Source organism: Sphaerisporangium rufum, from assembly GCF_016863395.1.
Lineage (GTDB): Bacteria > Actinomycetota > Actinomycetes > Streptosporangiales > Streptosporangiaceae > Sphaerisporangium > Sphaerisporangium rufum.
The window spans coordinates 25612-48672 of record NZ_BOOU01000035.1; the positions used below are offsets into that span (position 1 = coordinate 25612).

Below are 23061 nucleotides of genomic sequence, written 5' to 3' on the forward strand. Positions count from 1 at the left end.
AGGGGTCATGGCCGCGTCGTCACGCTGGGAGCCTGGGGAGTTCCTCGCCCAGCTCACCGAGGAGGAGATCGCCGATCTGTGCGCGAGCGGCCGCCGGCGCGGCTGGGACCGCGGAGCGACGGTGATGAGCGAGAGCGACACCTCCGACTGGGTGCTCGTGCTCACCTCGGGCCGGGTCAAGGTCTCCTCCCACACCGCCGGCGGCACCGAGGTGGTGCTCGCGGTACGCGGGCCGGGCGCGCTGCTCGGCGAGATGTCGTTCATCAGCGGCGAGCCGCGTTCGGGGACGGTGACCGCGCTGGAGCCGGTCGAGGGCGTGGTCGTGCGCGACTTCGCCGGGTTCCTCGCCGACCACGGCCGGATCGCCGTGCTGCTGCTGCGGCTGGTCGTCGGCCGGCTGCGCGACTCCGACCGCAAGCGGGTCGAGTACGGCGCCTTCGACACCACCGGCCGGGTGGCGACCCGGCTGGTGGAGCTGGCCGAGCGGTTCGGCGAGCCGGCGGGCGGCGCGGTCCGGGTGGCGCTGCCGCTGTCGCAGGACGAGCTGGCCGGCTGGACCGGCGCGTCCCGGGAGGCGGTCAGCAAGGCGCTGCGCACGCTGCGCGACCGGGGGCTGATCGAGACCGGCCGGCGCCGGGTGGTCGTCTACGATCTGGACGGGCTGCGCCGGCGCGCCCGCTGACGGGCGCGTCCCTTGACGGGCGCCCCGGACCCGGCGTCCGGCGTGGGTCACACTGGCCTCATGATCGCCCTCCCCCGGGACGGATCCGTCCCCGCGCCGGGCACCCCCGAGTACGCGAGGCGGCTCCGGCACGCCTGGCGGGTCTGCTCGGTCACCTGCCTCGGTCTGGCCCTCATCGGCGTGAACACCAGCACCCTCAACGTGGCGCTGCCCGCGGTCGTCCGGCACTTCGACGCCGGGGCGTTCGCCGCCTCCTGGATCCTGCTGTCCTACCTGCTGGTCAGCACCGCGACGCTGGTCTTCTTCGGCCGGGTGGCCGACCTGCTCGGCCGGCGGGAGGTCTACCTGGCGGGGTTCGCGCTGTTCACCGCCGGCTCGCTGCTGGCCGGGCTGGCGCCGGGCACGGGTTTCCTGATCGGGATGCGGGCCCTGCAGGCGCTCGGCACCGCGATGATCCTGGCGAACGGCACGGTGATCATCACCGCCGCGTTCCCGCCGGACCGGCTCAGCCAGGGCATGGGGGTCTACATCGGCACGCTGTCGGTGGCCCAGCTGGCCGGACCGGCGCTCGGCGGCCTCATCGTGCAGGCCGCCGGCTGGCAGTGGGTGTTCTGGGTCAACGTCCCTCCCGGGCTGGCCGCGCTGGTCTGGGGGTGGGCGACGCTGCGGCGGGTGCCGCCGGCGCCCCGCACCCCGGTGGACGCGGGCGGCAACCTGCTGGTGTTCGCCGCGCTGTGCGCGGTGCTCGTCGCGCTGTCGGAGGCCGGGTCGCGGGGCCCGGCGAGCCCGGTGGCGGTGGCCGGCGGCGCGGTGTTCCTGGTGCTGGTGCCGGTGCTGGTCGCCGTGGAGCGGCGGGTGACGCATCCGGTGCTGGACCCGAGGCTGTTCGGCGGCCGGATGCTGGCCTTCGCCAACCTGGCGTCGTTCTGCGCGGCGCTGGCGCGGTCGGCGTTGATCCTGCTGGTCTCGCTCTACTTCCAGGCGGCGCGCGGCGCGGACGCGTTCACCGCGGCGCTCGCGGTGCTGCCGGTGCCGATCGGCATGGCGGTGGCCTCGCCGGTCGCGGGCGCGCTCGGCCGCCGGGTCTCCCCCTACGCGCTGTCGGCGGGCGGGTGCCTGCTCGGCTTCGCCGGGCTGCTCGGGCTGGCGCTGTCCATCGGGCCGGCCACGCCGTACTGGGCGGTCGGCACCTGCCTGTTCCTGGCGGGGTGCGGCAGCGGCGCCTTCCTGACCGGCAACACCACGCAGGTGATGAGCGCGCTGCCCCCGGGGGGCCTCGGCGTGGTCAACGGCTTCCGGCTCATGGTGATGAACGTCGGCATCGTCCTCGGCATCGCGACCACGCTGAGCGTGCTGACCGGCGGGCTCGCCCCGGCGGCCCGCGACCTGGTGTACGCCGGGACGCTGTCGCGGCTGTCCCCGGAGGCCGTGGGCCTGCTGATGGCGGGCTTCCAGCGAACCTATCTCGTGCTGGCGGCGGTGATGCTGGCCGCGCTGGCCAGTGCCCTGCTCGCCGTATCCCGGCGGGCGGCCCGGGGCGGCGCACCGCGATGAAGGGGGTCAGCGCGGCGCCGCGGCGGCATCGCCGCCGGCCTGGCCCGCGCGCCCGGCGACGTTGCGCTCCGCGAGGGCGTCGACCCCGCCGAGCAGCAGGTTCACCCCGACGTCGAAATACTCCGCCATGTCGGGCGGCTCGCAGAGCGTCCGGGCATAACTGATCATGCATGGATAGCGGTCCGGCGGCAGCGACTCCATCCGCAGCCGGAGCAGCCGCCGGTACTCCTCGGCCTCCTCGGGGGTGGTCGCCTGCCGGCCCGGCCGGTTGTTCACCAGGCCGATGGCACCGTGCAGCAGGTACATCGAGATGTAGTCGCTCTCGCGGAGCGTGAAGCCGGCGGACGTCAGCACCTCCAGCACCACCTCGGTCGCCCGGCGGAAGCTCTCCAGCTCCCGTTTCTCCGGGACGGCGGCCAGCAGGTCGGGCAGGCACGGATGCTCGCGCATCGCGCCGACCAGCGCCTCGACCATGACGCGCAACCGCCGCCGCCAGCCGTCACCCGGCGTGAGGTCGGCGGTCACCCGGTCCAGCAGGTGGTCGGCCATCGCGGCCACCAGCTCGTCCTTGTTGGTGAAGTGCCAGTACAGGGCCATCGGCGTGACGCCCAGCCGGCCGGCGAGCCGGCGGATCGTCACCGCGCCGGCGCCCTCCTGGTCGGCGAGCGCGAGCGCCGCGTCGATCACCGTCTCCCGGGTCAGCTTATCTGCGGCCACTTGACAACCATACGCCGTACACGTTCTCCTGTACAACGTACATGTACGTCGTACAAGTACAGCGTAGAGGGGATCCGATGAATCGCCGGTGGTTCGCATTGGTGGCGGTGTCGCTCGCCACCTTCATGACCTATCTCGACAACAACATCGTCAACGTGGCACTGCCCACCATCCAGCGGGAACTGGGGCTCTCGCTGGCCCAGCTGGAGTGGATCGTCAGCGGCTACATGCTGGTCTTCGCCGGCCTGCTGATGGCCGGCGGGCGGCTGGCCGACGTGTTCGGCCCGCGCCGGGTGTACCTCGCCGGGCTGATCGCCTTCACCCTGGCGTCCGTCGCGGCCGGCCTGGCCGGCGACGCCACCGTGCTGATCGCCGCCCGCGGGCTGCAGGGCGCCGGCGCCGCGCTGCTGACCCCGGCCGCGCTGGCCTTGATCCCGCTGATCTTCCCCGACACCCGGGAGCGCGGCATCGCGTTCGGCGTCTGGAGCGCCATCGCCGCCCTCGCCCTCGCCCTCGGCCCGCTGAGCGGTGGCGTGATCAGCGACAACCTCTCCTGGGGATGGATCTTCCTGATCAACCTGCCGCTCGGCGTCGCGACCTTCGCGCTCGCGACCTGGACGATCCCCGCGGACGGCGCGCGCCGGCGGCACCGGTTCGACGTGCCCGGCATCGCCGCCTCGGGGGTGGCGCTGACCGCGCTCACCTACGCGCTCATCGAGGGCGAGCAGCGCGGCTGGACCTCCGGCGTCATCCTCGGCTCGTTCGCGCTCGCCGCGCTCGCCGCCGCCGCGTTCCTGGTGATCGAGCGGCGCACCGCCGAGCCGATGATCGACCTGTCGCTGTTCCGGGTGCGCGTCTTCGGCGGCGGCCTGCTGTCCATGGGCCTGTGGGCGTTCGGCGTGTTCGGCATCTACTTCTTCACCGCGCTGTGGCTGCAGAACGTCCTCGGGTTCTCGCCCACCGAGGCCGGTGCGGCGTTCGTCCCGATGGCCCTGCTGATGTCGGTGCTGGCCATCGTCACCCCGCGGCTGGCCGCCCGGGTCGGCACCGGGCCGACCGTGGCGGGCGGGCTCGGCCTGATGGCCGTCGCGGTGCTCGGGCTGTCCTTCGTCGGCGAGCACGGCGGCTACGGCGAGCTGTTCCCCTGGCTGATGCTGTACGGCCTGGGCGCGGGCATGGTCGTGCCGCTGACCGCCGCCATCCTCGGGTCGCTGCCGCCCGGCCGCGGCGGGGTGGCCTCCAGCGTGCTGAACGTCTCCCGCGAGGTGTTCGGGCTGCTCGGCATCACCGTGCTGGGCGCGGTGCTGCACGCCGGGCAGAACGCGGCGATCGCCGGCGGCGCCGGACCGGCCGCGGGCTTCCTGTCCGGTTACCGGCTCGCCCTGGTCGTCGCGAGCGCCATCGTCGCGCTCGGCGTGCCGGTCAGCCTGGTCGCCCTGCGCGCCCGCCGCGCCGCCGGTGCGCCCGCCCCCGCCCCGTCCTCCGCCCCGTCCTCCGCCCCGTCCTCCGCCCCGTCCTCCGCCCCGTCCTCCGCCCCGTCCTCCGCTCCGTCCTCCGCTCCGGCCCCGGCGCCCGCGCCCGTCCCGGCCGAACCGGTGGGCTGAGCGCCACGACCGCGCCGCATGTCCAGCCGCTGGACGGTGGCGCGGTCACCCCTCCTCGGCCGGCCCGTTGATCAGCTTAAATGTGTCGTTATCCCATCGTTAGCCAGCAGGGATGCACTTACCAGGCGTTTCGGTTGTCACACCTGTAGACCCCGTACCGGCTGTTGATCCGGTACGAAGCGCGTATATCAGGAGTAAACCGTGAACCCCCTCAAGCGGACGGCCAGTACCTGCCTGGCCTTCCTCGCCCTCGCCACCCTGGCTGCCTGCTCGGCCGACCCGCCCGCCGCCGGAACGGCCTCCGGCGCCCCACGCGCGGCGGCCCCGAGCACCAGCGCAGCCACGCCTTCGGCGCCGGGTGCGACGCAGGGGGCACGGTCGGCCGCCCGGCCGGCGAGCGCGGGCATGCGCGCCCGCAAGCCCATCCTCGGCATCGCCGACATCACCCCCATGGGCGAGAAGTCGGAGAAGATCGGCGTCGGCGCCCCGATCATCGTCACCTTCGACCGCAAGGTGCGCGACCGCGCCGCCGCCGAGGCCGCGCTGGAGGTGCGCCCGGAGCACCCGGTCGAGGGCGCCTGGCGCTGGGTGTCGGACCGGCAGGTCGTCTACCGGACCCGAACCTACTGGCGGGCGCACCAGAAGGTGCTGCTGAGCGCCCACTTGTCGCAGATCCCGGGGAACGAGGGCGCCAAGGACGTCTCCCGCCGGTTCGCCATCGGCACGGCGAACGTCTCCGTCGTCGACACCCGCAAGCACGTGATGAAGGTGCGCCGGGACGGCCGGCTCGCCAAGACCATCCCGATCAGCGCGGGCAGCGGTGGTCTGGTGCGCAACGGGGTGGACGTCTACCTGACCACCAGCGGCGTCCACCTGGCCATGGGCAAGAAGCGGGTGGAGACCATGACGTCGGCATGGCTGGGGGTGACCGACCCCAAGGACCCGCTGTACTACAAGCTGGAGATCCCGTGGGCGGTCCGCATCTCCAGCAGCGGCGAGTACGTCCACCAGAGCGCCGGCGCCTACCAGTTCCTCGGCCGGTCCAACCAGAGCCACGGCTGCGTGCGCGCCACCCCCGCGGGCGCCAAGTGGTTCTACGGGATCTCCCAGCGCGGTGACGTCGTCAAGGTCACCGGCACCAAGCGCAAGCTCGACTGGCGCAACGGCTGGAGCTATTGGCAGCTGACCTGGACCCAGTGGAAGAAGGGCAGCGCCCTGCGCGCCCAGCCGTCCGCCACCCCCACCCCCACCACGGAGTCCCCCCGGTAACCGGCCGGGGTTTCACGTGAAGCACGGCCGGGGGTGGGCCGGGTCACGGCCCGGCCCACCCCGGCGGGCTTCACGAGCCGATCCGCTCTCCCCCGGGGTGCCAGACCACCGCGACGGACGGGCGCGGCTGGGCGGCGCCGCCGTCCGGCCAGTGGCTGGCCGGCGCGTCGGGTGAGGCGCCGGTGATCTCCCCCGGGTGCTGGACCGCGACGAACAGGCTGAGCCCGTCCGCGGTGACCAGCGGGCCGCATGCCTCGGCGCCGCGCGGGACGGTGAGGAACTGCCGCACCCGGCCCCGCTCCGGACCCCGCACCGGCATCGCGAAGATCCCGTCGTTGGCGCCGAGCGCGTTGCCGTCGGTGGCGATCCACAGATTGCCCGCCGGGTCGATGGCGAGGTTGTCCGGGCAGGAGATCGGCGACACCTGGCCGCGGTCGTACCCGGCGAAGTAGGTGGCCGGATCGGCCGGGTCGCCGCAGACCAGCGGGACCGCCCAGCCGAACGAGGTCGCGCCCGCGTCGCCGCCCCGCTCGGAGATCTCCAGCAGGTGGCCGTGCTTGTTGTTCGCCCGCGGATTGGCCTCGTCGGCGTCCGTCGCCGTACGGCGGGTGTTGTTGGTGAGCGCCACGTAGACCGCGCCGGTCACCGGATTCCGCTCGATGTCCTCGGGCCGGTCCATCTTGGTGGCACCGGCCTTGTCCGCGGCGATCCGGGTGTGGACCAGCACCTCGGCGGCGGTCATGCCGGCCACGAAGGACCGGTCACCGCGCACCAGCGGGATCCAGCTGCCGGCGCCGTCGAAGCCGCCGTCGGCGGGCAGGCGGCCCGATCCGTCGATCTCGACGGCCGGGCTGTCGCCGGTGAACCTGGCCACGTAAAGGGTGCCCTGGTCGAGCAGCGTCCGGTTGTGCCGGTCGAAGCCGGGGACGAACCGCCCGTCGGACACGAACTTGTAGATGTACTCGAACCGGCCGTCGTCCCCCATGTAGACCGCGACGCGGCCGTCCCGGGTGAGCGTGGTGGTGGCGGCCTCGTGCGCGAAGCGGCCCAGCGCGGTGCGCTTCACCGGCGCGGCGTCGGGGTCGAACGGGTCGATCTCCACCACCCAGCCGAACCTGTTCACCTCGTTGGGATGCCGGGCGAGGTCGAAGCGCTCGTCGGCCCGGTCGAACCGCCGGCTGCCGGCCGGCACCGCGACGGCGGTGTCCACGCCGTACCGGGCCAGGAAGGGCTTGCGGTCCTCCGGTACGCCGTTGCCGCCGACGAAGTACTGGTTCCAGTTCTCCTCGCCGCTCAGCACCGTCCGCCACGGCGTCGTGCCGCCCGAGCAGTTGTTCAGCATGCCGTACACGGTGGTGCCACGCGGGTCGGCGGCCGTCCGGAGCAGCTCCGAGCCGGCGGCCGGGCCGGTCAGGCGCATCTCGGTACGGGCGGTGACCCGGCGGTTGTACCGGCGGCGACCCCGGGTGACCAGCCGCCACTCGCCGCCGCGGCCGGCCCGCTCGATCTCCACCACCGAACCGCCGTGCGCGGCCATCGCGATCTCGATCAGCTCGACCGGGGCGGTGTCCCCGCCCGGGTAGCCGCGGAACATGAGTTCCTCGTCGGTGTACTCGTGGTTCACCCACAGCAGGCCGCGATCGCGGCCCAGCGGGAAGAAGGTGACGAAGTCGCAGTTGTACCCGAACTGCCGGGCCTGCGCCCGGCTCGTCTGGGCATCGAAGTCGAACTCCGGCGCGCCCGGCAGCACCGGGTCGCCCCAGCGGACCACCACCGAGGAGCGATAGCCGTCCGCCACGGTGAGCGCGTCGGCGGTGTTCGGCGCCACCGCGGTGAACCGCAGCCTGCCGGGTTGCCGGGCGCCGGTCGCCGCGGCGGCGTCCGGGCCACCGGGATCGGCGGCGGGACCGGCGGCGGCGGGTCCCGCCGTGCCCGCGACGCCCGCGACGGCGACCAGCGTGCCGAGCGTCCCGGCGCGCAGCGCCCCCCGGCGGGACAGGGTGCCGGCCAGCACGTCGGCGAAGTACGGGTTGCCGCTGGTGTTGGGGGTCTCGTGGGCACAGGCGTCACCGCATCGGTAGCGGCACGTCATGGCGTCGCGGCCGCCCCCGCCCGGGGTGGCGACGAGGGGCAGTAGCCTGCGGGGCGACGAGTTCGCCACGGGTCCTCCAGAAAACCGGTGTTCTGTCACGTCGACGGGACATTACGGTCAGCGGCCCAACGGAAGGTGAACCACGATCACCAGGGACATGAAACGTTCCCGGTCAGGCGCCCGCCCGGCACCAGGGCGGGCAGCTACGTGATCACCACGACCGGCACGCCGCCGGCACGTGGCCGGCCCAGCGGCGGGCGCGCCAGTAGGCACGCCGGTGGGCACGGTGGCGGCCCGGCGATCGGCACCGTGACCGGGCAGGGCGACGGGCACGGTGACGGGCACGGTGACGGTCCCGCGATCGGCACGCCGGCGGGCACGGCAGGATGGGGGCGTGCCGACCCGCAGACCCGACCCCGACCGGATCCGTGCCGCGCTGGACTCCCAGCTCGCCGAGCTCGGTGAACCCGCCTACCAGGGCCCCGGCGACCGGCTGCCCGAGGCCGCCGTCCAGGCGGCGCTGCGCGCCTACGACCGAGGGCTGTCCCCCGATCGCGCCCTGGCCCGGCTCGCCGTCCGCCTGCTGCTGGACCGCCTCGCCGAGCTGGCGCCCGGCCGGTCGGTCGAGGTGCGGGTGCCGCCGTACGCCGCGGTGCAGTGCGTCGCCGGCCCCCGGCACACTCGCGGCACGCCGCCCAACGTGGTGGAGACCGACCCGCGCACCTGGCTGGAGCTCGCGACCGGCCGGCTCGGATGGGCCGAGGCGATGGCGGCCGGCCGGGTCAGCGCCAGCGGCGCCCGCGCCGACCTGTCGGAGCACCTGCCGGTGCGCTGATCCTTCCCGGGCCGGTGCCGCCCGGGTCCGCGGGATCACGGCGCGGGGTTCCCCACCTCGATGCCGAGTTTCCGCTCGACGCACTGCTGGACCTCCGCCTGCGTCGGCAGGTTGAGGCACTCGGAGAAGTTGTTGAAGAACCAGCCGAACCCGATGATCGCGAGCAGCAGGGTCAGCCCGCTGAGCACCAGCCCGGTGATCGCGCGGCCCCGGTTGCTGTTCTTGGCCAGCGCCACGAACCCGACGACCAGCCCGGCGAGGGCGACCAGCACGCCGATGCCGCACACCACCAGCAACAGGATGCTGACGATGCCGAGCACCAGGGCCGCGGTGCCGAGGCCGCCGCCCGGCCGGGCGCCGGTCGGCCAGCCCTCCGGCGGCTGCCGGCCGGCCCCGGGCGGCGCGCCGTAGGGCGTCCCGTACGGCGGCGGGCCGGCCGCGTGCCGCTCTCCGTACCGCTCGCCGTACTGAGGGCCGTACGCGGGACCACCGGGCTCCCCGTACGCCGGCGGGCCGGCGGAAGGAGGATACGGCTCGCCCGGCGGCCCGGCGGGCGGGCGGTACGGCTCGGCGGGCGGCTCCGGCGGCGGCCGATGCGGCTCCGGCGGCTGATACGGCTCCGGCGGCTGGTGCGGCTCGGGAGGCGGGTGGTGCGGCTCGCCCTCCGGGGGGCCGCCGCCGGGGGCGGGCCGGCCCCCCGGGCGCGGGCCGCCGGGCGGCTCGCCCTCCGGCCGCGGCTCCGCACCGGGCCACTCGTCCCGCGGATCGGGCTGGTTCGGATCGCCGGGTGTCGTCACGGTCCGCTCTTTCGGCCTGGATGGGGCACGGTCACCTCCACTCTCCCCCGTGCGGCACGGCCGGTCGCGCGGACACGGCAAAGTAACGGGGATCTTTCCTCCATGACCCCGGCGGCGCCGCCGGCGGACCCGGGTACCCGGCTCGCCGGCGGCCAACTTAGACTGAAGCACGTGTTGAAGGGCGACGGCCGGCTCGGCCATGACCTTGACCCCCGTGACCGCGCACCGCAGGACGCCTGTGGCGTCTTCGGCGTGTGGGCGCCTGGGGAGGACGTCTCCAAACTCACCTACTACGGCCTGTACGCGTTGCAGCACCGCGGCCAGGAGTCGGCGGGCATCGCGGTCAGCGATGGAAGCCGCATCCTCGTGTACAAGGACATGGGGCTGGTCGCCCAGGTCTTCGACGAATCGGTGCTCGGCACGTTGCGCGGGCACCTGGCGGTCGGCCACTGCCGCTACTCGACCACCGGCTCCAGCGTGTGGGAGAACGCCCAGCCCACCCTCAGCTCCACCGAGGACGGCGGCCTGGCCCTGGCGCACAACGGCAATCTGATCAACACGGCCGCGCTCGCCGAACGGGTGCCCGCGGGGTCCACCCGGGCGACCACCGACACCGAGGTGCTGGCCGCGCTGCTCGCCGCGGACCGCAGCAAGCCCATCGAGGACGCCGCCGCCGACCTGCTGCCGCAGGTCAAGGGCGCCTACTCGCTGGTCTTCATGGACGAGAAGACGCTCTACGCCGCCCGCGACCCGCAGGGCATCCGCCCGATGGTGCTCGGCCGGCTGGAGCGGGGCTGGGCGGTGGCCTCCGAGACGGCCGCGCTGGACATCGTCGGCGCGGTGTTCGTCCGCGAGGTCGAGCCGGGCGAGCTGCTGACCATCGACGAGCGCGGCGTGCGCTCGCGGCGGTTCGCGCTGGCCGAGCCGAAGGGCTGCCTGTTCGAGTACGTCTACCTGGCCCGGCCGGACACCACCATCGCCGGGCGGGGCGTCCAGGCGACCCGGGTCCAGGTGGGCCGCCGGCTGGCCCAAGAGCATCCGGTGGAGGCCGACCTGGTGATCCCGACCCCGGAGTCGGGCACCCCCGCCGCGATCGGCTACGCCGAGGAGAGCGGCATCCCCTACGGCCAGGGTCTGGTCAAGAACTCTTATGTGGGCCGCACGTTCATCCAGCCCTCGCAGACCATCCGCCAGCTCGGCATCCGTCTCAAGCTGAACCCGCTGCGCGAGATCATCGCGGGCAAGCGGCTGGTGGTGGTGGACGACACCATCGTCCGCGGCAACACCCAGCGGGCGATCGTGAAGATGCTGCGGGAGGCCGGCGCGGTGGAGGTGCACGTGCGCATCTCCGCGCCGCCGGTGGCCTGGCCGTGCTTCTACGGCATCGACTTCGCCACCAAGGCGGAGCTGATCGCCGGCTCGCTGGACGTGGAGCAGATCCGCGACTCCATCGGCGCCGACTCGCTCGGCTACGTGTCCCTTGCGGGCCTCACCGAGGCCACCACGCTGCCCGCCGAGCGGCTGTGCCGGGCGTGCTTCACCGGCGAGTACCCCATCCCGGTCGACGAGCTGCGGGTGGGCAAGTTCGTGCTCGAGGCCAAGGCGTGACCGGCCCGGGCGACCACCGATCCGCGGAGGAGTCCCGATGACCAGCTACGCCGCCGCCGGCGTCGACATCGAGGCCGGCGACCGCGCGGTCGAGCTGATGAAGGCCAAGGTCGCGCGGTCGCGGCGCCCGGAGGTGGTGGACGACGCCAGCGGTTTCGCCGGCCTGTTCGACGCCTCCGCGCTGCTGCGCTACCGCCGGCCGCTGCTGGCCACCTCCACCGACGGCGTCGGCACCAAGGTCATGCTGGCGCAGGCGCTCGGCAAGCACGACACCATCGGCATCGACCTGGTGGGCATGGTCGCCGACGATCTGGTCGTCTGCGGTGCCGAGCCGCTGTTCATGACCGACTACATCGCCTGCGGCAAGGTGGTGCCCGAGCGGATCGCCGAGATCGTGGGCGGGGTCGCCGAGGGCTGCCGGCTGGCCGGTTGCGCCCTGGTCGGCGGTGAGACGGCCGAGCACCCCGGCGCGATGGGCCCGGACGAGTACGACCTGGCCGGCGCCGGCACCGGGGTGGTGGAGGCCGACCGGCTGCTGGGCCCGGACCGGGTGCGGCCCGGCGACGTCGTGCTCGGGCTGGCCTCCTCCGGCGTGCACGCCAACGGCTACTCGCTGGTCCGGCACGTGATCCGCGCCGCCGGCGCCGGGCTGGAGGACACGGTGCCCGAGCTCGGCCGCACGCTGGGCGAGGAGCTGCTGGAGCCCACCCGGATCTACGCCCTGGCCTGCCTGGAGCTGGCGCGCGCGGTCGAGGTACGGGCGTTCGCGCACATCACCGGCGGCGGCCTGGCGGCGAACCTCGCCCGGTCACTTCCCGGCTCGGCCGACGCGGTGCTGGACCGGGGCTCCTGGACACCGCCGCCGATCTTCGAGGTGATCGCCGGATACGGCGGGGTGCCGCGCGACGACATGGACCGCACCTTCAACCTGGGCGTGGGCATGTGCGCGATCGTGCCGGCCGGCGCGGCGGACGCGGCGCTGGCGCTGCTGGCCGGGCGCGGGCAGCAGGCCTGGGTGCTCGGCGAGGTGGTGCCCGGCACCGGGCAGGCGCGGTTCGCGGGCTAGGCGGGGGTGCCGGGACGGCCGCGTCCCGGCACCGGCCGGCGGCCGGAACACGACGAAGAGCTCCTCGCCCGCCGAGGCGGCAAGGAGCTCTACCGGACACGCGAGACAGGCACCCGGCGAGCAGGTGGCCGCCGCGTGCCTGTCGAACGTCAATCCACCGGTCGCCTAGCGGCGACGGGACCTGTCGTCATCGTCGTCGGCGAAGTCGTCGGCGTAATCGGCGTACCGATCGGCCAGCTCATCGTCGACACCAGCGTCATCGTTGGAGTCGTGGTTGACTCCGAGCTCCTCGCGAAGACGGTCAAGATCGGTGCCGCCGCTGTTGTACTTGAGCTGGCGAGCAACCTTCACCTGCTTGGCCTTGGCTCGGCCGCGCCCCATCGGCTCGACCCCCTCATGCGGGGCCGTGCCCGACCCCTCGTCGCTAACGCATCACGCGCTGACGCCGCCTGACTTCCGGCGCCGGCTCTCGTTCGACTACAACCGTACCTGTTTTGCGCGCCGCTCGGTACGCCGTATAGGCCTCCGCAGTCAGCGGCCCAGCCAAATACCCCTAAGCCGTCCAACTTCCGACATTCTGCGCTCGGCTAGCCTATCGGCCGCCACCGCCGGCGGGACCCCTTCCTCTTCGGCGATCGAAAAGATCTTCAGCGTGGTGTCGAAGATCTGGGTCGCCTTTACCCGGGCGCGGTCCATGTTGAAACCTTCGATCTCGTCGGCCACCTGGATCACCCCACCCGAGTTGACCAGGTAGTCCGGGGCGTAAAGGACGCCCCGCTCGGCGAGCTGCTTCTCCACGCCGGGATGGGCCAGCTGGTTGTTGGCGCCACCACAGACGATCTTGGCGCGCAGCCCGGCGACCACGTCGTCGTCCAGCCCGCCGCCGAGCGCGCACGGGGAGTACACGTCGATCTCCGCGGCCCGCAGCGCCGCGGCGTCCGCGACCGCCTCCACCTGGGGATGCCGGGCACGCACCCGGGCCACGGCCTGCTCGCTCACGTCGCAGACCACCACCTCGGCGCCGTCCTCGACCAGGTGCTCCACCAGCCGGTGGCCGACCTTGCCGACGCCCTCGACGCCGACCCGGCGACCGCGGAGCGAAGCGGTGCCGTAGGTGTACTGGGCGGCGGCCCGCATGCCCTGGTAGACGCCCCACGCGGTGAGGATGGACGAGTCGCCGGCCCCACCGTGCTCGACGGTGCGGCCGGTGACGAAGGAGGACTCGCGCGCGACGATGTCCATGTCCTCGCTGTAGGTGCCGACGTCGCAGGCGGTGTAGTAACGCCCGCCGAGCGACTGGACGAAGCGGCCGTAGGCGCGCAGCAGCGCCTCGCTCTTGTCCTTGGCCGGGTCACCGATGATCACGGCCTTCGCGCCGCCCAGGTCCAGCCCGGCGAGCGCGTTCTTGTAGGCCATCGCGCGCGAGAGGTTGAGCACGTCGGCCAGGGCCTGCTGCTCGCTCTCGTAAGGGTAGAAGCGGGTGCCGCCCAGGCCGGGGCCCAGGGCGGTGCTGTAGACGGCGATGATCGCGTGCAGGCCGCTGCGGTCGTCGGAGCAGAAGACGACCTGCTCGTGCCTCGCCTGTCCGGTCGATGGGCCGGTGTCCTTGTGGGACAGCCCGAAGACGTCGGTCACTGTGGTGACTCCCGGTCGTTCCAGTCCGCCGCGTCCTTGCGGCGGAATCCGGAAACCACCCTATCGACCCGTCATCACCCGAACCATGACCGGCGGATCGCGCCGCCGCTCGCTCGCGCGCGGTCGCCGCTCCGTGGCACCATTCGAGATGTGCTGCCCTACGCCGCCTATCTCCGCGTCTACGAGCCGTTGTCCGCGTTCAGCGAGCGCGACCGCGCCTTCTGGGCGGCGTACGCCGACTCCAAGGATCGGCCACGCCGCGCGTTCGCCCTTTCGGCCGAGCACGCCGAGTCGGTACGCCGGCTGCTCGGGGTGCCCGCCATGCCCGCGCCGGGCGCGGAGAGCACCAACGCCTACCTGCGCCGCATCGAGGAGACGCTCTACGTCTGCCCGTGGCAGAGCCGGCTGCGCTCGTGGCTGGCCTTCGCACGGTTCCGCGGCGGCACCCCGCAGCGGATCGCCGACCGGTTCGTGCCGCGGGCCATCGCCGAGCAGACGATGGACGACTTCGACCGCTTCAAGCTGCAGGGCTCGTCGGCGGCGGCGCTGCGCACGCACATCCGCACCAGCACCTGGCACATCCCCGCCCCGTGGTTCGTCCCGTTCGACTCGGCCGAGCGCTGGCTGGTGCTCGGCCGCCAGGAGCCGGCCGCCGAGCAGGCCGCGCCGACCACCACCACCGCACGCAACCTGCTGTACGTGACCTCCATGGCGCAGGCCCGGCGGCGGGTGGCCCGCGCCCTGCTGGTGATCCGCCGGCATGTCGGCGAGGTGACCACGCTGACCGACGTGGAGGAGGTCGGGCGCTGGCTGGAGGAGTTCCACCCGCACTCGCTGGTGGAACTCGACTACGGCGGCCTGGTGCACCTGATGGACGACGCGACCCTGCAGGGCGACCAGTCCGCCGCCGAGCTGTCGGCCGCCCTGACAGGTCTGGACACGGGTCAAGAAGAACTGGCCTACGCCATGTATCAGCGGGTCATCGTGCGGTGGAAGTCAATACAAGCCCTGGAAACTGCGAACTGAACCGCAAATCATGCCTGTGACCTGCAAAAGTAGGTAACGGGAGTCTCCAGCTCGCTTCTGCGAACTGAGTAGTTTGCCGTTTTCACTGCGATACCACGAAACGTGTCGCTAGAATCACCGAGCGTGACATCAACGCGTGGACAAGGCGTTGTGCTGAGAGGGCTCGCCAATCGCTCTACGTGGCTGTATGGTCACATCGGGTGATACCGCATATGGTCCAGAAAATCCGTACTAATGGATCATTGGGGGACATCCATGACAAGCGCCAACACAAGTCGCAGGATCGCTGTCGCCGGTCCACGGAGGAGAGGCCGCACAAATGTCAGCTCGTACACCCGAGGCCGAGCCACTGCTCACCCCGGCGGAGGTCGCCACCATGTTCCGCGTCGACCCCAAAACCGTTACTCGGTGGGCGAAGGCGGGCAAGTTGACGTCCATCCGCACCCTTGGCGGTCACCGGCGGTACCGGGAGACCGAGGTCCGGGCGCTGCTCGCGGGCATTCCGCAGCAGCGGTCGGAGTGAGGCGGGGACCGTCACAGACGTAGGGGGGAGAACCGGCGCGCTCGCGTCACGCATGTGAGCGCGTCACACCACACCCATGGCCGGGTGACTCCGCCGGCGGTCGATCAGCGACCCCCTGGCGGGCGGACGCTCGAGCGGTCGTCATCCGATCATGGGCCGGACTGGGCGGCGCCGCCCGCGCCCGGCGCCACCTCGCCGGCCCTGTACGGACGCACCAGGCGTCCCCCGCGCCTGGCTGAGTCCTTCCCGCCGGCGCGACCCGCGGGCCCGCGTCAGGCGACCTCTCCCCGCCCGATCTCGTCCAGCACCTCCCGCACCTGCCCGTCCTGCCCGGCGGCGACCTCCAGCAACGCGACCAGCTGCCCGATGAGCATGCGCTCCAGCAGCGGCCGGCCGATGTCACGATTCTCCAGCCAGTCCAGGCCCGCGGTCTCCACCGAGGCGATCCACGAGCGCAGGGTGATCCGCAACGCCGGCCCCGGCTCGCCCGCGCGCAGCTGATTGATGATCATCTTGAACATGAGCCGGCGGACGCCCTCGACTATCTCCCCCACCTCGCCCGCCCGGTTGGCCGGCCCGCCGCGCAGCAGCGCCGCGAAGCCCGCCGCGTGGTCCTCCACGAAGTCGAAGTAGCGGGCCAGCCCGGCGGCCACCTCCGCCAGCGCGGTACCGCCGCCCACCGGGCGCAGGCGCTCGGTCAGCTCCTGCGCGGCACTGCGCAGCGCCGCCACGTACAGCTCCTGCTTGCCGCCGAAGTAGTGGTAGACCAGCGCCCGGGAGGCACCGGCGGCCGCGGCCACGTCATCGATCGAGACGTCCTCGGCGTCGTGCGTGCCGAAGAGTTCGAGCGCCGCCGCCATCAGCTCCTCGCGGCGGCGGTCCACGCTGAGCCGGCGCCGCGCCGGCCGCGCCCGGTCGGGGCCGGGGTTCCCACGCTCACCTGGAGCCCTTGAACTCGCACCCACAGAGCGCACACTATCGAAGGCGGTGCCGGATAAGGGGTGCTCCGCAGATCAGCCGCCGAGGCGCGACATACCCGTACCCTTCGCTCGTCTCGATCGTTTGGTCTGACAGGTGCACATCCACTCAGCGTGGGGAGAACCATGTCAGGACCGTCCATGCAGACGCCCTCCCGGTACCATCCGGATCTCCGGGCGACCGAGCCGGGCCTCGGCGACGCCCAGGGCCCCCGTCCGCGGCCCACCATCCGGAACGTCGCCGAGCGCGCGGGCGTCTCCAAGTCGCTGGTCTCCCTGGTGCTGCGGGGCTCTCCGCACGTCAGCGAGCACCGGCGCGAGGCGGTGTTACAGGCCGCCCGCGAGCTCGGCTACCGGCCGAACGCCGTCGCGCGCAGCCTGGTCGAGGGACGGACCCACCTGGTGGGCGCCCTGGTCGCCGACCTCCACAACCCGTTCTACGCGGAGTTCCTCGACGGGCTGCAGGAGAGCCTGCACGGTGACGGGCTGCGGCTGCTGATCGGCAGCGGCCGGTGGGACCCGGCGTTCGAGGAGGAGGCCGTGGAGGCGTTCCTGGAGCTCCGGGTGGACGGGCTGGTGCTGCTCGGCGTCGCCCCCTCCAGCGAGACGCTGGCCGAGGCCGCCGGATACACCCCGACGGTCGTGGTGGGCGAGCGGGACGTCGAACTCGACGGCGTGGACATCGTGGTGGACGACGATCAGCTCGGCGCCCGGCTGGCGGTGGACCATCTGGTCGAGCTCGGCCACCGGCGGATCGCGCACATCGAGGGCACCCCGTCCTCCTCGGCGCGCTTCCGCTGCGAGGGCTACCTCGTGGCCATGCGCCGGCACGGCCTGGCCCCGCACATCATGGTCGAGCACGGCGACTTCACCGAGGAGGGCGGCCGGCGGGCGGCCCGGGCGCTGCTGGAGCGCGATCCGCGGCCCACCGCGATCTTCGCGGCCAACGACGTGGTGGCGCTCGGCGTGCTCGTCGCCGCCGGGGAGCTCGGCCTGCGGGTGCCGGAGGACCTGTCGGTGGTCGGGTACGACAACACGCACCTCGCCGCCGTCCACCACATCTCGCTGACCAGTCTGGACCAGCCGCGCCGCGCGATGGGCCGGTCGGCCGCCGCGCTGCTCAGCGACCGGATCTCCGACCCGGGGAAGGAGTCCCGGCTGCGCCAGGTCACCCCCCGGCTGGTCGTGCGGCGGAGCACCGGCCCGGCGCCAAGTGATGCCCAAGGGTAGGTCAACCTCCACGGCATCGGGGGCCGCCGCGTGTTCACTCGAAGTAGGGCGCCGGCCCACGCCGGCGCCGGACCGGGGGTGTGCATGCGTGATCCGGAACTGGTCTCCCGCGCCCAGCGCGCGGCGGCCGAACTCGAACGTGCCTGGGAACACTGGCGGGCGGCCCGCGGCCGCGGCGAGGACGCGCCGACCGAGTCGGTCGCCAGCTATGTCGCCCACTCGCTGGATCACCCGTGGGGACGGCCACGGGTGGTGCTGGGCCTGGACGCCGAGGACGCCCGGGAGCTGGCGGCGCTGCTGCACCGGCAACCGCTCGGCGAGCCCGCCTGGTAGCGGCGAACCCCGGCCGCGCGGAACGGCCGGTTCATCGTCCCGACTCGCGTAGTTTGGATGCCGAACCGTCGCCTGCGAAGGGGATCACCGTGATCAGTCGAGCATTCGCCGCCGCCGGCCTGGCCCTGTGCGGGCTGAGCGCCGCCGCGTGCGGCAGCGCGGCGGGCTCCACGGAGGCCGCCGTCGCGACCAGGCCGCGCACGGCCGAGGGCGCCGCCACGCCCGCGGCCGCGGCGCCGCACAGCCGGCCGGCCGCCAAGCCCGCGGAGAAACCGCTGGCCGGCAAGGTCGTCGTGATCGACCCGGGGCACAACAGCGGCAATTACCGCCACCCGGAGATCGTCAACAAGAAGGTCAACGTCCTCACCCAGTGGAAGGCCTGCGACACCACGGGCACCGCGACCAACGACGGCTACGCCGAGGCCGCGTTCACCTGGGACGTCGCCCAGCGGATGGCCAAGGCGCTGCGCGCCGAGGGCGCCACCGTCAAGCTCACCCGCGGCGGCGACTCCGGGGTCGGGCCGTGCATCACCGAGCGCGCCGCCATCGGCAACAAGGCCCACGCGGACGCCGCGGTGTCCATCCACGCCGACGGAGCCGCGGCGGGCGCCCGCGGGTTCCACGTCATCATGCCGAAGAAGATCGGCGGCCCGGTGGACCCGGTGGTGGGCGACTCCAAGCGGCTCGGCCGCATCCTGCGGGACGCCTACCACGAGGGCACCGGCATGCCGTACTCCACCTACATCGGCCGCCAGGCGCTCGACTACCGCAGCGATCTCGGCGGGCTGAACCTCTCCACGGTGCCCAAGGTGTTCATCGAGACCGGCAACATGCGCAACGCGACCGACGCGGCCAAGATCAAGAGCTCGGCCTTCCGGCAGCGCGTCGCCACCTCGCTGGCCGACGGCCTCCGCGAGTACCTCACCGGCTGAGCGGCCCTCAGGGGCCCACCTTCCCGACGACCTCGGCCACCGAGGCGTACCCGTGGCGGCGCAGCCGGCGGGACAGGCCGCGGTTGATCCGCCACGCCCACAGCGGCCCTTGGTAGATCATGCCGGTGTAGCCCTGGACCAGGGTGGCCCCGGCCAGCAGCCGCTCCCAGACGTCGTCGACGCCCTCCACACCGCCGACCGACACCAGGGTCAGGCTGTCGCCCACCCGGGCGCGCAGCCGGCGCAGCACCTCCAGGGAGCGGGCCTTCAGCGGGGCGCCGGACAGGCCGCCGGGCCCGGCCGCCTCGGCCGACGCCGGGTCGGCCAGCCCGGCGCGGGACACCGTGGTGTTGGTGGCGATGATGCCGGCCAGCCCGAGCTCGGCGGCCAGGTCCGCGACGGCGTCCACGTCCTCGTCGGCCAGATCCGGGGCGATCTTCACCAGCAGCGGCGTCCGCCCGGCGGCCCGCCGCACCTCGGCCAGCAGCGGGCCAAGCACCTCGACGGCCTGCAGGTCGCGCAGCCCGGGAGTGTTCGGCGAGCTGACGTTGACCACCAGGTAATCGGCCAGCGGGGCGAGCGCGGCGGCGCTCGTCACGTAGTCGCGCGTCGCGAGCTCGGCCGGAATGACCTTCGTCTTGCCGATGTTCACCCCGACGACCACCGGCAGGCCGCGCGGCCGGCGCAGCCGCCGGGCCACCTGGCGGGCGCCGAGGTTGTTGAAGCCCATCCGGTTGACGATCGCCCGGTCGGCGGGCAGCCGGAACAACCGGGGCCGCGGGTTGCCCGGCTGGGCGTGCGCGGTGATGGTGCCCACCTCGACATGGCCGAAGCCGAAGGCGCCCAAGGCCTCGACGCACCCGGCGTCCTTGTCGAAGCCGGCGGCCAGCCCGAACGGACTCGCGAAGTGCACGCCGAACGCGCGCACGCGCAGGGCCTCGTCCCGGGGGGCCAGCATGCGATGCAGGCGCCGCCTGGCGAACGGGGCCAGCGAAAGGACCCGCAGCGCGCGGATGGTCACGTGATGCACGGTCTCGGCGTCGAAGCGGCGCAGGACCAGCGCGAAGAGCAGTCGGTACATCACCGACCAGGGTATCGGGGGTCAGTTCACGCTCGGATCGCGGTCCGGTTCGCGCGTGCGCAGCGATCGCAGGCTCAGCACGCGGAGGTCCTCGGCGGCCGGGTGGCCCGGCCGGCCGACCAGCAGCGTCCGGTCCAGGCCGAGCAGGCGGAGCAGGCGCAGGGCGGGCCGGGACGCGCGGACGATGGCCAGCGAGCCGCCGCGCCCGCGCAGGCGGTCGTCCAGCCAGGTGAGCGCGCGGGCGCCGGAACAGTCCAGGAAGGTGACGTGCGTGAGGTCGAGGTGCAGCCGCAGCGGCAGGCCGAGATCCAGTACCTGGGGCAGCAGCGCGCGCAGTTCCTCGGCGCCCTCCATGTCGAGGTCACCCTGCAAGGTGATCCGGATCGCCGGCACCGGCCGGCGATCCACCATCATTATCATGATCATCATAGGCGGCCCCTCAGCCGGGCGGTGCCTGCTCGCCGAGGATCTCCGCCGCCAGGTCGGCGACCCGGCGGCGGCTGTCCCGGGCCCGCTTGCGCAGCCCCGTGAAGGCCTGCGCGGCCGTCAGATCATGCTTGCCCATCAGGTAGCCGATGGCGCGCTCGATCACGATGCGATAGTCCAGCGCGTACTGCAACTGGTCGGCGAGCGCGCTCTTCTCCTCGGCCTTCACCGCCGCGGCGAGCACCTCCTCGATCACATGGGCGTAGGCCAGCAGCGCCTGGGTGTCGGATTCCTCCCACTCGTGCGGCTCGGCCTGGTAGACGTTCAAGGTGCCGACCGGGCCGTCGCCGAGCCGGACCGGCACCCCGGCCACCGCCACCACCTTCGGGTCCAGCAGTTCGGCGAGATCCGGCCAGCGCTCGTCATCGTGGACGTCGCGCGTGGTCACCGCCGCGTTGTTGAAGAAGGCGGACACGCACGGGCCGCGGCCGAGAGCGGCCTGGGCGTGCTCGAGGCTGCGCCCGGCGTCGTCGGTCGTCACGAGGTAACGCAGGCGCTTGTTCTCGTCCGCGAACATCAACCCGGCCCCGGCGTAGCCGAACAACCGGTCGACCACGCGGACTATTCGCTCCAGGTGGTGTACGACCCCGGTGGCCTCAGAAGCCCTCTGGACGCCTCTGAGGCTCGCGACCAGGGCCTCGGGATCTATACGTGTCATATCCATCCTCTTGTTAACCTCACCCCTGTGCCGGCGCGGTCATGGAGGCGTATGTTTTGCCCAACATCTGCCCGAAATCGGGCACAACAGTCCGCCGCCGGGGACAGGGGACGAGTGACGGCTCCACGTGTCCCGGGCGCGGGGCGGCCGGGACGACGAACTCAGGGACGCCGAACCGCCCGTCCGCGGGACGGGAGTGAACGGCGAGCGCGGCCGTCGACGTGTGGAACCACAGCGCGCTTGACATGGTCAACGCCCGTGCCAATGGCGGTGCCACCTCCAGTTGAGGAAGCTCCGCGGACACAGGGCGGAATGATCTGCGACAAAGCGTAATGCCGCCTGCCGACTCTGGCCAAGTGGTTGCGCCACCCCGGGGGAAAGAATCGGCGCTGGAGCAGGCCCGCGACCGCCCGCCCGGCCGCCATCCGGGCCGGACGCCCGGTGACCGCGCGTCCGGTGGATGTGGCCGGGGGACGGGACCGGCCCGCCGCGTCACCACGCGATGCAATTGGAAAGCGACGGGTGCCGCGCGAACGTGGCACCTCGTCACATGATTAGAGCACAAGTTCGGCCCGGTGCCGACCGGGCCCCATCCAACGAAAGGCGGCACGGCGGCCGGTGGAGCCGCCGTGCCGCCTCACGTACCTGTCAGCGGTCGTCCAGACCGGCCAGCCGGAACGCCAGCCCGCGACGGACCGCCGGCACCCGGGCGAGCAGCCCGAGGGCCACGTTGCGGACCGGCCGCAGTGCCCGGCCGGTATGGGCCAGCCGGGTGAGGCGCCCGGCCAGCTCGGCGACCCGCTCGGCGACCGGCCGGCGGCCCGCCGTGTAGGCGTCCAGCGCGGCAGGCGATCCGCCGCCCAGCACCTCGTCCAGGGCGGCGGCGAGCGCCACCGCGTCGCGGACGCCGGTGTTCATCCCCTGGCCGCCGGCCGGGCTGTTGACGTGCGCGGCGTCCCCGGCGAGCAGCACGCGTCCGGCACGGTAGACGTCGGCGACCCGCTGGTGGATCCGGAACCGCGATCCCCACATCACCTCCTCGACGACCGCGCGGCGAGCCTTCGGCCCGCGGGTGTCGAGCAGCCGCTGCACGAACGCGGCGTCCGGCTCGGCCGGCGCCTCCGGCACCGAGGCCACGATGCGGTGGACGCCGCCGGGCAGCGGGGCCACCACCACCATGCCGGCCGGCGAGAAGTAGAGGATGACCTCCGGCGGCGGCACGTCGCCGGCCAGGCGGACGTCGGCGAGGGTGAACGACTCGGGGTAGGAGGTGCCGCGGAAGCCGATGCCCGCCTGCTCCCGCACCACGCTGTGCATGCCGTCGGCGGCCACGACGTACCGGGCGCGGACGGTCTGCCCGTCGGCGAACGACACCTCCACCCCGGCGTCGTCCTGGCGCAAGCCGGTGACCCGGTATGGCCGCAGCACCTTGCCGCCGAGCTCGGCCAGCCGGTCGTGCAGCACCGACTCGGTGACCTCCTGGGAGATCATGAGGGTGTAGGGGTGCGCGGTGGGCAGGCCGCCGAACGGCACCGGGACCAGCACCCGGTCCCGGTCGCGGATCGTGAACCGCGGCGCGCGCAGCCCCAGGCCGGCCAGCCGGCCGGCCACCCCGTAGGGCTCAAGGACCTCCAGCGTGCGGGCGTGCACGACGGCCGCCCGGCTGGTGTGGTCGGCGGCGGCCCGGTCGTCGACCACGGTGACGTCGCGGCCGGCCAGCAGCAGGCCGACCGCGGTGGTGAGTCCGGTGGGACCGGCTCCGACGACCAGGACATCAGTGGCGGTGGGCAGCATCACGGGCTCCTGTGTTGTTGGGCTTGTTCGGTGTTCTTGCGCGCGGGTTCGGGAGGGCCGACTACGGGTGAACGGCTCCCTGTTCGCGGGAGGGGTGGGCGGTGAGGCCACGGCCCACGCGCGCAGTGCTTCTTGGCGCTCGCTCCGCTCGCGCGGGTTCGG

Annotated in this window: 22 protein-coding genes; 12 read left to right on the plus strand and 10 right to left on the minus strand. The window is 73.2% G+C overall.

The window, feature by feature from the left end:
• The first annotated feature begins 7 nt into the window (after positions 1-7).
• On the plus strand, positions 8-682 hold the full coding sequence (locus Sru01_RS11925) for a Crp/Fnr family transcriptional regulator (protein ID WP_203984281.1): 675 nt from the start codon (positions 8-10) through the stop codon (positions 680-682).
• A gap of 60 nt (positions 683-742) precedes the next feature.
• The gene (locus tag Sru01_RS11930) at positions 743-2236 is read left to right on the plus strand and encodes an MFS transporter (protein ID WP_203984283.1); all 1494 of its coding nucleotides are present in this window, start codon (positions 743-745) and stop codon (positions 2234-2236) included.
• Positions 2237-2242: 6 nt separating this feature from the next.
• Here the strand turns inward: Sru01_RS11930 and Sru01_RS11935 are convergent, their stop codons facing one another.
• The gene (locus tag Sru01_RS11935) at positions 2243-2953 is read right to left on the minus strand and encodes a TetR/AcrR family transcriptional regulator (RefSeq protein ID WP_203984285.1); all 711 of its coding nucleotides are present in this window, start codon (positions 2951-2953) and stop codon (positions 2243-2245) included.
• Positions 2954-3030: 77 nt separating this feature from the next.
• Between Sru01_RS11935 and Sru01_RS11940 the strand changes: the two genes are divergently transcribed.
• On the plus strand, positions 3031-4557 hold the full coding sequence (locus Sru01_RS11940; protein ID WP_203984287.1) for an MFS transporter: 1527 nt from the start codon (positions 3031-3033) through the stop codon (positions 4555-4557).
• A 201-nt stretch (positions 4558-4758) separates the two neighbouring features.
• Positions 4759-5826 carry a L,D-transpeptidase gene (locus tag Sru01_RS11945; protein ID WP_203984288.1) on the plus strand — a complete coding sequence of 356 codons (1068 nt, stop codon included), beginning with the start codon at positions 4759-4761 and terminating at the stop codon, positions 5824-5826.
• Positions 5827-5896: 70 nt separating this feature from the next.
• Here the strand turns inward: Sru01_RS11945 and Sru01_RS11950 are convergent, their stop codons facing one another.
• Positions 5897-7987, minus strand: a complete 2091-nt coding sequence (locus Sru01_RS11950; protein ID WP_203984289.1) for a PhoX family protein — start codon at positions 7985-7987, stop codon at positions 5897-5899.
• Positions 7988-8312: 325 nt separating this feature from the next.
• Between Sru01_RS11950 and Sru01_RS11955 the strand changes: the two genes are divergently transcribed.
• Positions 8313-8753 (plus strand): sterol carrier family protein, encoded by a 441-nt coding sequence (locus tag Sru01_RS11955; protein ID WP_203984290.1) that lies wholly within the window; start codon positions 8313-8315, stop codon positions 8751-8753.
• Between the two features lie 35 nt (positions 8754-8788).
• On the opposite strand, the gene Sru01_RS11960 is transcribed toward Sru01_RS11955, so the two are convergent.
• The gene (locus tag Sru01_RS11960) at positions 8789-9550 is read right to left on the minus strand and encodes a DUF4190 domain-containing protein (RefSeq protein WP_203984291.1); all 762 of its coding nucleotides are present in this window, start codon (positions 9548-9550) and stop codon (positions 8789-8791) included.
• Between the two features lie 171 nt (positions 9551-9721).
• Here Sru01_RS11960 and purF point away from each other — a divergent pair, with 171 nt between their 5' ends.
• Together purF and purM are read left to right on the plus strand one after the other, a co-directional pair.
• On the plus strand, positions 9722-11158 hold the full coding sequence (purF, locus tag Sru01_RS11965; protein WP_203984292.1) for an amidophosphoribosyltransferase: 1437 nt from the start codon (positions 9722-9724) through the stop codon (positions 11156-11158).
• 37 nt (positions 11159-11195) lie between these two features.
• Entirely contained in the window at positions 11196-12224 is a 1029-nt protein-coding gene (purM, locus tag Sru01_RS11970; protein ID WP_203984294.1) for a phosphoribosylformylglycinamidine cyclo-ligase, read from the plus strand.
• A 165-nt stretch (positions 12225-12389) separates the two neighbouring features.
• On the opposite strand, the gene Sru01_RS11975 is transcribed toward purM, so the two are convergent.
• Positions 12390-12605, minus strand: coding sequence for a DUF3073 domain-containing protein (locus Sru01_RS11975; protein ID WP_203984295.1), 216 nt, complete (start codon positions 12603-12605; stop codon positions 12390-12392).
• Between the two features lie 150 nt (positions 12606-12755).
• Complete coding sequence (locus Sru01_RS11980; protein WP_203984296.1) at positions 12756-13859, minus strand: Glu/Leu/Phe/Val family dehydrogenase; 1104 nt, start codon at positions 13857-13859, stop codon at positions 12756-12758.
• Positions 13860-14009: 150 nt separating this feature from the next.
• Here Sru01_RS11980 and Sru01_RS11985 point away from each other — a divergent pair, with 150 nt between their 5' ends.
• Together Sru01_RS11985 and bldC are read left to right on the plus strand one after the other, a co-directional pair.
• Positions 14010-14885, plus strand: coding sequence for a DUF8083 family protein (locus Sru01_RS11985; protein ID WP_203984297.1), 876 nt, complete (start codon positions 14010-14012; stop codon positions 14883-14885).
• Positions 14886-15204: 319 nt separating this feature from the next.
• Positions 15205-15408 (plus strand): developmental transcriptional regulator BldC, encoded by a 204-nt coding sequence (gene bldC, locus Sru01_RS11990; RefSeq protein WP_013133571.1) that lies wholly within the window; start codon positions 15205-15207, stop codon positions 15406-15408.
• A gap of 272 nt (positions 15409-15680) precedes the next feature.
• On the opposite strand, the gene Sru01_RS11995 is transcribed toward bldC, so the two are convergent.
• Complete coding sequence (locus Sru01_RS11995; RefSeq protein WP_239137344.1) at positions 15681-16373, minus strand: TetR/AcrR family transcriptional regulator; 693 nt, start codon at positions 16371-16373, stop codon at positions 15681-15683.
• Between the two features lie 153 nt (positions 16374-16526).
• On the opposite strand from Sru01_RS11995, the gene Sru01_RS12000 reads away from it, so the two are divergent.
• The 3 genes from Sru01_RS12000 to Sru01_RS12010 all read left to right on the plus strand — a co-directional run bounded on the left by Sru01_RS12000 (position 16527) and on the right by Sru01_RS12010 (position 18880).
• Positions 16527-17615: a LacI family DNA-binding transcriptional regulator gene (locus tag Sru01_RS12000; protein WP_203984298.1), complete on the plus strand. Its 1089-nt coding sequence runs from the start codon at positions 16527-16529 to the stop codon at positions 17613-17615.
• 84 nt (positions 17616-17699) lie between these two features.
• On the plus strand, positions 17700-17948 hold the full coding sequence (locus Sru01_RS12005) for a hypothetical protein (RefSeq protein WP_203984299.1): 249 nt from the start codon (positions 17700-17702) through the stop codon (positions 17946-17948).
• A gap of 89 nt (positions 17949-18037) precedes the next feature.
• Positions 18038-18880 (plus strand): N-acetylmuramoyl-L-alanine amidase, encoded by an 843-nt coding sequence (locus Sru01_RS12010; protein ID WP_203984300.1) that lies wholly within the window; start codon positions 18038-18040, stop codon positions 18878-18880.
• A gap of 7 nt (positions 18881-18887) precedes the next feature.
• Here Sru01_RS12010 and Sru01_RS12015 read toward each other — a convergent pair whose 3' ends face one another.
• From Sru01_RS12015 to Sru01_RS12030, 4 genes are all read right to left on the minus strand, one after another.
• Entirely contained in the window at positions 18888-19961 is a 1074-nt protein-coding gene (locus tag Sru01_RS12015) for a quinone-dependent dihydroorotate dehydrogenase (protein WP_203984302.1), read from the minus strand.
• Positions 19962-19982: 21 nt separating this feature from the next.
• Entirely contained in the window at positions 19983-20390 is a 408-nt protein-coding gene (locus Sru01_RS12020) for an STAS domain-containing protein (protein ID WP_203984304.1), read from the minus strand.
• A 10-nt stretch (positions 20391-20400) separates the two neighbouring features.
• Positions 20401-21111 (minus strand): ANTAR domain-containing protein, encoded by a 711-nt coding sequence (locus Sru01_RS12025; RefSeq protein WP_307812012.1) that lies wholly within the window; start codon positions 21109-21111, stop codon positions 20401-20403.
• Between the two features lie 642 nt (positions 21112-21753).
• Positions 21754-22899, minus strand: a complete 1146-nt coding sequence (locus Sru01_RS12030; RefSeq protein WP_203984308.1) for an FAD-dependent oxidoreductase — start codon at positions 22897-22899, stop codon at positions 21754-21756.
• Positions 22900-23061: the final 162 nt, after the last annotated feature.

Bases quoted from the DNA above. Each gene is read 5' to 3' on its own strand.
- Sru01_RS11940 (WP_203984287.1), top strand. From the start codon at position 3,031: ATGAATCGCCGGTGGTTCGCATTGGTGGCGGTGTCGCTCGCCACCTTC.
- Sru01_RS11975 (WP_203984295.1), bottom strand. From the start codon at position 12,605: ATGGGGCGCGGCCGAGCCAAGGCCAAGCAGGTGAAGGTTGCTCGCCAG.
- bldC (WP_013133571.1), top strand. From the start codon at position 15,205: ATGTCAGCTCGTACACCCGAGGCCGAGCCACTGCTCACCCCGGCGGAG.
- Sru01_RS12005 (WP_203984299.1), top strand. From the start codon at position 17,700: ATGCGTGATCCGGAACTGGTCTCCCGCGCCCAGCGCGCGGCGGCCGAA.
- Sru01_RS11925 (WP_203984281.1), top strand. From the start codon at position 8: ATGGCCGCGTCGTCACGCTGGGAGCCTGGGGAGTTCCTCGCCCAGCTC.
- Sru01_RS12030 (WP_203984308.1), bottom strand. From the start codon at position 22,899: ATGCTGCCCACCGCCACTGATGTCCTGGTCGTCGGAGCCGGTCCCACC.
- Sru01_RS11930 (WP_203984283.1), top strand. From the start codon at position 743: ATGATCGCCCTCCCCCGGGACGGATCCGTCCCCGCGCCGGGCACCCCC.
- Sru01_RS12015 (WP_203984302.1), bottom strand. From the start codon at position 19,961: ATGTACCGACTGCTCTTCGCGCTGGTCCTGCGCCGCTTCGACGCCGAG.
- Sru01_RS12000 (WP_203984298.1), top strand. From the start codon at position 16,527: ATGCAGACGCCCTCCCGGTACCATCCGGATCTCCGGGCGACCGAGCCG.
- purM (WP_203984294.1), top strand. From the start codon at position 11,196: ATGACCAGCTACGCCGCCGCCGGCGTCGACATCGAGGCCGGCGACCGC.
- Sru01_RS12020 (WP_203984304.1), bottom strand. From the start codon at position 20,390: ATGATGATCATGATAATGATGGTGGATCGCCGGCCGGTGCCGGCGATC.
- Sru01_RS12025 (WP_307812012.1), bottom strand. From the start codon at position 21,111: ATGGATATGACACGTATAGATCCCGAGGCCCTGGTCGCGAGCCTCAGA.